Below are 9,017 nucleotides of genomic sequence, written 5' to 3' on the forward strand. Positions count from 1 at the left end.
CGCCCGCTTGGAGGCCCAAAACCACCCGTGCAAGCTGATCTTCGTTACCCCCGACTACTACGAAGAACGCCCCAAAGCCTGCATGAATGGCTGGGCCAATCTGTTCCTCGACATCACCCCAGACGGCACCGCCCTGCCATGCCACAGCGCGCGGCAGTTGCCGGTGGAATTCCCCAATGTGCTGGAGCACAGCATTGCCTATATCTGGAACGAGTCGTTTGGCTTTAACCGCTTCCGTGGCGACGCTTGGATGCCCGAACCCTGCCGCTCCTGCGATGAAAAACACAAAGACTTCGGCGGCTGCCGTTGCCAGGCGTTTATGCTCACCGGCGATGCCAGTAATGCCGACCCGGTGTGCAGTAAATCAGCGCACCACGGCGTGATTTTGGCTGCCCGAGCCGAGGCCGAGAACGCCGATTTAGGCATGCAGGCGCTGACCATGCGCAATGAAAAGGCCTCACGGTTGATTGTGAAGGTTTGATAGTGACTGACACAGGCGTACTCTTTTGCGCTGGTCGTGGGGCGGCTTATTGCCGCTCTGCTTGCTCCCTGCTTCTCTAGCGGGTGCTCTGATGCGTATTAGGTGAGCCTTCTGCCATGCACGACAGCTGCGAGCGTTATGGTTTCTTTCCCGGCAACTGGTCCGCCGCGCAGGCAGCGGCCGCCAGCCGCGATTTCGCGGAATTGCAGGTCAGTGAACAGGGCGTGTTCTGGATTGAATTTAATCCCCAGGACGGTCGCAATACCCTCTGGCGCTGGCACGGTGAAAGCGCCCAGTGCCTGACCCCAGCCCATTTCTCCCTGCGCAGCCGCGTGCATGAATACGGCGGCGGCGTGTTCTGCCTGACCGACAGCGGCGTGGCGTTTGTTAACGACAGCGACCAGCAGTTGTACCTGCAACACCTTAAAGACGGCAGCGTGCAGCCACTCGGCGAAGCACCGCTGTGTCGCTACGGCGACCTGCAATTCGACCGCGTTGGCCACGCGCTGTTGGCGGTCGAGGAATGCCATGGCCAGGGGCGCGTGCGTAATCGTCTAGTCAGCATTGCCCTGGCCGATGGCGAACGCAGCGTGCTCGCTGAAGGCAGCGATTTTTACGCATCGCCTACCCTGAGCGCCGACGGCCAACGTCTGGCCTGGATCGAATGGGACCGCCCGGCGCAACCCTGGACGCACACCCGCCTGTGCAGCGCACGCCGCGATGCCCGTGGAATTTGGCCACGCTTGCAGGTGCTCGCCGGCGGCATCAGCGATGAATCGCTGCAGCAGCCGCGCTTTACCGTCGACAGTCGCCTGCTGTGCCTGAGTGATCGCGACGGTTGGTGGCAACCGTGGGGCGACGTGGACGGGCAATGGCAACGCCTGGCCCATGCCGCTGACGCCGACCATGGCAGCGCGCCATGGCAATTGGGCAGTTGCAGTTATCTGCCTCTGGAGCTGGGCGAGTTGCTACTGACGCGCTTTGACCAAGGCTGGGGCGAGTTAGTCTGGCAAGCCGCCAGCGGCGAAGAGCGTCGGCTGGCAGCAGACTTCAGTCGCTTCCGCGCCCTGGCCGCTGATGGCGAGCATTTCTACTGCATCGCCGCCGCGCCCAACTGCCTGTCGGCAGTAATCGCCATCAGCCGAAGCGACGGCCAGGTGCGGGTGTTGGCCGGCGGCGAGCAACCGTTGCCCGCCGAACAGTTGGCCCTGCCGGAACGCCTCGACTACCTAAGTGCTGGCGAGCGCGCCTACGGTTTTTTCTACGCCCCCACGCAACCATCTGCCGTTAGCGAGCAGCCGCCGTTGGTGGTGTTTCTCCATGGCGGGCCAACGTCGGCCTGTTATCCGGTATTCGACCCGCGCATCCAGTTCTGGACCGCGCGTGGCTTTGCCGTCGCCGACCTCAACTACCGCGGCAGCAGCAACTTTGGTCGCGCCTATCGCCAGCGCTTGGAAGGGCAGTGGGGCGTCATCGATGTAGAAGATGCCGTGGCCGTCGTGGCGCATCTGGCCGAGGCTGGCCGCATCGACCCACAGCGCGCGTTTATTCGCGGCGGCAGTGCCGGCGGTTACACCGCGCTATGTGCCTTGGCCTTTCACGCGGTGTTCCGCGGTGGCGCCAGCTTGTACGGCGTTAGCGACCCACTGGCCCTGCGCCGCGTCACGCATAAATTTGAAGGCGACTACCTCGACTGGCTAATCGGCGATCCTGACCTTGATGCCGACCGCTACAAGGCCCGCACACCGCTGTTGCACGCCGACAAAATCAGTGCGCCGGTGATCTTTTTCCAAGGCGGGCGTGATGCCGTGGTACTGCCCGAACAGACCGCCAGTATGGTCGCCGCCCTGCAAGCCCAAGGCGTGCCAGTGGAACAACACTTCTACCCCGACGAAGGCCACGGCTTTCGCCAGGCCGGGCATTTGCAGCAGGTGATGGAGTTGGAATTGGGGTTTTACCAGCGGCTGCTGTAAGCCGCAGGGGACGGCCCCCGCACCCATCCGCTTAGGTGAGAACTCAGGGTGTGTCGGCTAGCGCATTTCCCCGCGCCATTCTGGATTCCCGCCTTCGCGGGAATGACGGTGGTAGTTGGAAGTACTCCGTCGTCCCCGCGCAGGCGGGGACCCAGGGTGTGTCTGCAAACGCCCGGATTGTGACGGTCCAGGCTCAGGCCAAGGTCGCATTGCAATCCAAGCGCAATCCAGTAGCCTCCACCCCACTCAAAACAAAAAAACACCAGGCCCCTCGATGAGCCAGAACCTCAGCCTTTTGCGTAAATTCGTTTCCCCGGAAATCGTTTTCGGTGCCGGTTGCCGCCACCATGTCGGCAACTTCGCCGCCAACTTCGGTGCGCGCAAGGTGTTGGTGGTGTCCGACCCCGGCGTCGTTACCGCTGGCTGGGTTGCGGATGTTGAAGCCAGCCTGCAAGCGCAGAACATCGCCTACTGCCTGTACACCGACGTCTCGCCCAACCCGCGTGTGGAAGAAGTGATGCGCGGCGCCGAGGTGTACCGCGAGAACAATTGCAACGTGATCGTCGCCGTCGGTGGCGGCAGCCCGATGGATTGCGCCAAGGGCATCGGCATTGTTGTCGCCCACGGGCGCAGCATTTTGGAGTTTGAAGGGGTGGACACCATCCGCGTGCCCAGCCCGCCGCTGATTCTGATTCCTACCACCGCTGGCACCTCGGCGGATGTGTCGCAGTTTGTGATCATCTCCAATCAGCAAGAGCGGATGAAATTCTCCATCGTCAGCAAGGCGGTGGTGCCCGATGTGTCGCTGATCGACCCGGAAACCACGGCGAGCATGGACCCGTTTTTGTCTGCCTGTACCGGCATCGACGCCTTGGTGCATGCCATCGAGGCTTTTGTTTCCACCGGCCATGGTCCGCTTACTGACCCCCATGCCCTGGAAGCGATGCGCCTGATCAATGGCAACCTGGTGCAGATGATCGCCAACCCGCAAGACATTGCCCTGCGCGAGAAAATCATGCTCGGCAGCATGCAGGCCGGCCTGGCGTTTTCGAATGCGATTCTGGGCGCCGTGCATGCCATGTCCCATAGCTTGGGCGGCTTTCTCGATTTGCCCCACGGCTTGTGCAATGCGGTGTTGGTCGAGCACGTGGTGGCCTTCAACTACAACTCGGCGCCGGAGCGGTTCAAGGTGATTGCCGAGACCTTTGGCATCGACTGCCGCGGCCTCAACCACAATCAGATCCGCCAGCGTTTGGTCGAGCATTTGATTGCGCTGAAACACGCGGTGGGCTTTCGCGAAACCCTGGGCCTGCATGGGGTGGTGATGGCCGATATTCCGTTTCTCTCGCAGCACGCCATGGGTGACCCGTGCATCCTGACCAACCCGCGTGAGTCGAGCCAGCGCGATGTCGAGGTTGTCTATGGCGAGGCGCTCTGAGGAGCAGCAAAAAGCCCTGGCCGGCTTGCTCGGCCTGGGCAGCCAGTCGGCGCGCAAAAGCCATTACCCGGAACTGTTAGCGCGTCTGGAAGAGCTGGAAACCGAGCGCAATCGTTATAAGTGGCTGTTCGAACACGCCGTGCACGGCATCTTCCAGGCCAGTTTGCACGAAGGCCTGCGCGCGGCTAACCCAGCCTTGGCGCGTATGCTCGGTTATGACGACCCGCCCCATGTGCTGTGGTCGCTGACCGATATGGCCAGCCACTTGTTTATGGGCGGCGAGGCCGAGCTGTTGCATATCCGCGAACGGCTGCGTGAAGACGGCGGCCTGTATGGCTATATCACCCGCTTACGGCGCAAAGACGGCAGCCACGTTGACGTGATGATGAACCTGCTGCTCAAGCCCGATGAAGAAGGGCTGGTGGAAGGTTTTGTCGCCGATATCACCGAGCGCATTCAGGCTCAGCAGCGCTTGCAGGCGCTCAACGACGAATTGGAGCAGCGGGTTGCCAGTCGCACCGAGCAACTGCAAACCCTGAACGAGCAACTGCGCGAAGCCCGCGACGTGGCCCAGGCCGCCAACCTGAGCAAAGACAAATACCTCGCTGCCGCCAGCCACGACCTGCTGCAACCGCTGAATGCCGCGCGCTTGTTGGTCTCGACCCTGCGCGAACGCCATCTGCCAGCGGCGGAAAATCTATTGGTGGAACGCACGCACCAGGCGCTGGAAGGCGCCGAAGATTTGCTTACCGATCTGCTGGATATCTCCAAACTCGACCAAGCGGCAATCAAGCCGGATATCGATGTCTACCGTCTGGACGAACTGCTGGCGCCGCTCGCTTCGGAATTCCAATCGGTGGCAGAAGCGGCTGGCCTGACCTTGCGCGCGCGCATTCCCAACTACGCCGTGCATACCGACCTGCGCTTGCTGACGCGCATCTTGCGTAACTTCCTCAGCAACGCTTGCCGCTACACCCGCCACGGCGGCGTATTGCTCGGCGCACGGCGGCGCGGCGAGCGGTTGTTTTTAGAGGTGTGGGACACCGGGCGGGGGATTGCGCAGGATCAGTTGTCGTCGATTTTTCTCGAATTTAACCAACTGGATGTCGGCCGTGCGGCTGACCGCAAAGGGGTGGGGTTGGGCCTGGCCATCGTCGAGCGTATCGCCACCATGCTCGGTTACACCGTGCAGGTGCGCTCGCGGCCGGGGCGCGGTTCGGTGTTTAGCATTGAAGTGCCACTGTCGCGGGAAATCCCGCTGCCGGCGGTGGCCGTGCCAGCGCAAGCGGTGGTTGGCAATCCACTGCCGGGCCGGCGTTTGCTGGTGCTGGACAACGAAGTCAGCATCCTCGAGAGCATGGCCGCACTGCTGGGCCAGTGGGGCTGCGACGTGCTGACCGCCACCGACCAGGATGCGGCGTTGCAGGTCCTGCAAGGCCAGGCGCCGGAACTGATCCTCGCCGACTTCCACCTCGACCATGGCGTGACGGGCTGCCAAGTGGTGCAACACTTGCGCGAGCATTTCGGCCAGACCATCCCCGCCGTCATGATCACCGCTGACCGCAGCAACCATTGCCGACAGGAGTTGCAAACGCTGGGGGCGCCGCTGCTTAACAAGCCGGTTAAGCCGGGCAAGTTGCGGGCGGTGTTGAGTCAGTTGTTGAGGTAGCGGCTGCGTTGATTGTTAAGGCGCGTTCGGTCCGGGTGTGCTGGCGCACTACGTGGTTTACCCGTGATCGCATTGGTGCGCATAGCACACCCTACGAGAGGTCACCGGTAGAAACGGGGGATACCAAATCGTCTTTATTGTTTTTTACGGCCGCGCTCGATCCGTAGGGTGTGCTGTGCGCACCTTTGCGCTCCCCAGGTAAACCGCCTGGTGCGCGCAGCACACCCTACGACGGTTGGCTACTCGATGGCTTCGTAGGGCAAGCCGACGTAGTTCTCGGCAATGGTTTTACGCCCGGCCTCGGAGCTGACGAAGTAGTCCAGCTCGGTTTGCTGCATACGCTGGCTAAATGCATCGGTATCGGGAAAACGGTGCAGCATGGAGGTCATCCACCAGGAAAAACGCTCGGCTTTCCACACCCGGCGCAGGCAAATTGCCGAGTATTTCTCCAGCAGCTCAGTGCGCCCTTCGCGGTAAACCTTGAGCAAAATGCGGTACAGCGTGCTGACGTCGCTGGCCGCCAGGTTCAGGCCTTTGGCGCCGGTGGGCGGGACGATATGGGCGGCATCGCCAAGCAGAAACAACCGGCCGTATTGCATGGGCTCGACAACAAAGCTGCGCAGCGGCGCGATGCTTTTTTCAATCGAGGGGCCGGTGATCAACTTGGCGGCCACTGGCGCTGGTAGGCGGCGTTTGAGTTCGTCCCAGAAGCGCTCGTCCGACCAGTCTTCGACTTTCTCCTCGGCCCCCACTTGCACGTAATAGCGCGTGCGGGTGGGCGAACGCATGCTGCACAGGGCAAAGCCGCGTTCGTGGTTGGCGTAAATCAGTTCTTCATTAACCGGCGGCGTGTCGGCGAGGATACCCAGCCAACCAAACGGGTACATCCGTTCAAATTCTTTCAGCACGCCTTCGGGAATGGATTGGCGCGACACGCCATGAAAACCGTCGCAACCGGCGATGTAGTCGCAGTCCAGGCGATGGCGTTCGCCGTTGTGTTCAAAGGTGATGTAGGGCTGCTCGCCCTTGAGCTCGTGCGGTTGCACATTGCTGGCGCTGTAGAAGGTCGGCGCGCCAGCGGCTTCGCGAGCCTGCATCAGGTCGCGGGTGACTTCGGTCTGGCCGTAGACCATGACGGTTTTGCCGCCAGTCAGGCCTTTGAGGTCGATATGTTCGCTACGGCCGTCAAAGGCCAGTTCAAAACCGTCGTGTACCAGGCCCTCGGCGTCCATGCGCTGGCTGACGCCGGCCTCGCGCAGCAGGTCAACCATGCCTTGTTCCAACACGCCGGCGCGGATGCGACCAAGGATGTAGTCCGGTGTTTGCCGTTCGACGATAACGTTGGCGATGCCGGCCTTGTGCAGCAATTGGCCGAGCAATAAGCCGGACGGGCCGGCACCGATAATGGCGATCTGGGTTTTCATACTGTGTTGTCCTGTCCCGTTGGTGGGACTTAGTTGTTTTTATGACTCCTGTATTTTTTGTGGTTAATGCCCAGCTTAGAAGGCAATATCGAACAGCTTTCAGGTACTTTTCATGGGTTGTGATGATGCTGAAAACCACAGAAAACCCGGTTCCGGTGTTTAAGCTGTATGGCGAAACCACGGCGTGGCCAACCCCGGACCTGATTCATTGCGAGTCGATTCCCGAGCGCAGCCGCTTGCACCACTGGGAGATCAAGCCCCATCGCCATAGCGACCTGGTGCAGTTGCTCTACGTGCAGTCCGGTCAGGCGCAGTTACAGGTCGAAGGCTCGTTAGCCGAGGTCGGCAGCAGTTCCCTGCAAGTGGTGCCGGCGCTGTGCGTGCACGGCTTTCGCTTTTCCGATGATGTGCAGGGCTATGTGCTGAGCCTGGCGCAGCCGCTGGCGGAACAGCTGGCGGTGGCACTCGATAGCCAGGTGCTGCGTCAGCCGGCGTGCTTTGCCGTGGGCAGTGAACGGCGCTATCTGGATGCGCTGTTTGAGTCGATTAGCGCCGAGTACGAGCAACAGCAAAGCGGCCGCGATGTGATGCTGCAATCGCTGATCAGCGTGCTGCTGGTGTCGCTGAGCCGCCGCGCCCAGGCACAGTCTGCCAGCGCAGGGCCCGACCGAGGGCGTGAGCATGTCGATGCCTTTACCCGCCTGCTGGAAGCGCATTACCGCGAGCATTTGCCTATCGAACACTACGCCAACGCTTTAAATATCAGCGCCGCGCACCTGAATGCACTGTGTCGGCGCCTGGCTGGGCAATCGGCATTGCAGATGATCAATCAGCGGCTACTTTTAGAAGCCAAACGCTGCTTGGTGTACAGCGCCATGACCGTTAATCAGGTATCCGACAGCTTGGGTTTTTCCGATCCGGCGTATTTTTCGCGCTTCTTTAAACGCGGCACAGGCCTGTCGCCCAAGGGCTTTCGCATTCAGCGCTAGCTATGGCAGCGGGTGCTTGTTAGCTTCAACACATCGGTCCACACACTCGGTCTTCTAGTGCGCTGGCAAAAGTTGCCTATGATTTCAAAACAAGACGTTTAACTGAGGGTGAGCCCATGGATATAGAAACGCTATTTGCCGACCTGCACGCTTTGCCAAGTATCCCCAAGGTGGCCTTGGAACTGATTCAACAGTTCGATAACCCGTCCTCCAGCCTCGACGCCGTGGCACGCAATATTTCCCTCGACCCCGTCATCGCTGCCAAAGTGCTGCGCCTGGCCAACTCCTCGCGCTACCGCGGCGCGCGTGAATCCACCAGCATTGAAGATGCCGCCTCGCGTTTGGGCTTTAACACCTTGCGCACCTTGGTACTCGCTTCGGCGGTTACCGGCGCCTTCAAGGCCGACGCCACGTTCGATTTAAAGGGCTTCTGGATCCACAGCTTCCAGGTTGCCAGTATCAGTCGCTTGCTGGCCAAACAGGCCGGCCAGGACGCCGACACCGCCTTTACCTGCGGCATGATGCATAACATTGGCGAACTGCTGATCCAAACCGGGGCCCCGCAATACGCCCCACAACTGAACGACAGCAAACACGCCAGCGCCGCCGGCCGGGTGGCTAACGAAACGCTGCAACTGGGCTTTGGTTACCCGGAAGTGGGTGCTGAGCTGGCCCGCCGTTGGCAGCTACCTAAGCTGATCCAGAATGCCATTGCCCTACAAGCCAGACCGCTGCAAGCACCCGCAGACAGCACCTTGCCAAAAACCCTGGCCCAGGCCGTACTGATTGCCGAAGCGCTGCAAGCACATGGCGGCGCGACGGATGGGGCCAAAGCTTCCTTAAGCGGGGCATTGGTGGAGGAACTGGATCTGGATGCGGTGTTTGCCGCCTTGCCAGCGGTGCTGGAGGCCGACAAAGCGTTTGCTGAGTTGCTCGGCTGACCATCAAGCAACGTCGGCGTTAACGTTGATTAACGCGTACCTGGATCCCCGCCTGCGCGGGGACGACGCAGGTATTAGCGGCCTTCACCGTCGTCCCCGCGC

The 9,017-nt window shown here is 61.1% G+C and carries 7 protein-coding genes; 6 read left to right on the plus strand and 1 reads right to left on the minus strand.

The annotated features are described in order from the left end of the window. From AAAB16_RS12625 to AAAB16_RS12640, 4 genes are all read left to right on the plus strand, one after another. The coding region (locus AAAB16_RS12625) for an SPASM domain-containing protein (protein WP_340663631.1) at positions 1–481 on the plus strand (481 nt) is incomplete at its 5' end. Between the two features lie 116 nt (positions 482–597). Continuing rightward, positions 598–2,454 (plus strand): S9 family peptidase, encoded by a 1,857-nt coding sequence (locus AAAB16_RS12630; RefSeq protein ID WP_340663632.1) that lies wholly within the window; start codon positions 598–600, stop codon positions 2,452–2,454. A 274-nt stretch (positions 2,455–2,728) separates the two neighbouring features. Next, positions 2,729–3,892, plus strand: a complete 1,164-nt coding sequence (ercA, locus tag AAAB16_RS12635; RefSeq protein ID WP_340663633.1) for an alcohol dehydrogenase-like regulatory protein ErcA — start codon at positions 2,729–2,731, stop codon at positions 3,890–3,892. Next, a complete protein-coding gene (locus AAAB16_RS12640) occupies positions 3,876–5,561 on the plus strand; it encodes a NahK/ErcS family hybrid sensor histidine kinase/response regulator (RefSeq protein WP_340663634.1) in 1,686 nt (561 codons plus the stop codon). Before ercA ends, AAAB16_RS12640 begins: the two co-directional genes overlap by 17 nt. Positions 5,562–5,800: 239 nt before the next feature. Here AAAB16_RS12640 and pobA read toward each other — a convergent pair whose 3' ends face one another. Beyond that, the gene (gene pobA / locus AAAB16_RS12645; RefSeq protein WP_340663635.1) at positions 5,801–6,985 is read right to left on the minus strand and encodes a 4-hydroxybenzoate 3-monooxygenase; all 1,185 of its coding nucleotides are present in this window, start codon (positions 6,983–6,985) and stop codon (positions 5,801–5,803) included. A 125-nt stretch (positions 6,986–7,110) separates the two neighbouring features. Here pobA and AAAB16_RS12650 point away from each other — a divergent pair, with 125 nt between their 5' ends. Both AAAB16_RS12650 and AAAB16_RS12655 read left to right on the plus strand, forming a co-directional pair. Next, complete coding sequence (locus AAAB16_RS12650; protein ID WP_340663636.1) at positions 7,111–7,974, plus strand: helix-turn-helix domain-containing protein; 864 nt, start codon at positions 7,111–7,113, stop codon at positions 7,972–7,974. Positions 7,975–8,090: 116 nt separating this feature from the next. Further along, positions 8,091–8,915, plus strand: coding sequence for an HDOD domain-containing protein (locus AAAB16_RS12655; protein ID WP_340663637.1), 825 nt, complete (start codon positions 8,091–8,093; stop codon positions 8,913–8,915). Positions 8,916–9,017 lie beyond the last annotated feature (102 nt).

Origin of the sequence: Pseudomonas sp. (assembly GCF_037994325.1) — a bacterium.
Classification (GTDB): Bacteria; Pseudomonadota; Gammaproteobacteria; order Pseudomonadales; family Pseudomonadaceae; genus Aquipseudomonas.

Excerpts from the sequence above, each read along its gene's own strand:
- AAAB16_RS12640 (WP_340663634.1), top strand. The coding sequence starts at position 3,876 with ATGGCGAGGCGCTCTGAGGAGCAGCAAAAAGCCCTGGCCGGCTTGCTC.
- pobA (WP_340663635.1), bottom strand. The coding sequence starts at position 6,985 with ATGAAAACCCAGATCGCCATTATCGGTGCCGGCCCGTCCGGCTTATTG.
- AAAB16_RS12650 (WP_340663636.1), top strand. The coding sequence starts at position 7,111 with ATGCTGAAAACCACAGAAAACCCGGTTCCGGTGTTTAAGCTGTATGGC.
- AAAB16_RS12630 (WP_340663632.1), top strand. The coding sequence starts at position 598 with ATGCACGACAGCTGCGAGCGTTATGGTTTCTTTCCCGGCAACTGGTCC.
- AAAB16_RS12655 (WP_340663637.1), top strand. The coding sequence starts at position 8,091 with ATGGATATAGAAACGCTATTTGCCGACCTGCACGCTTTGCCAAGTATC.
- ercA (WP_340663633.1), top strand. The coding sequence starts at position 2,729 with ATGAGCCAGAACCTCAGCCTTTTGCGTAAATTCGTTTCCCCGGAAATC.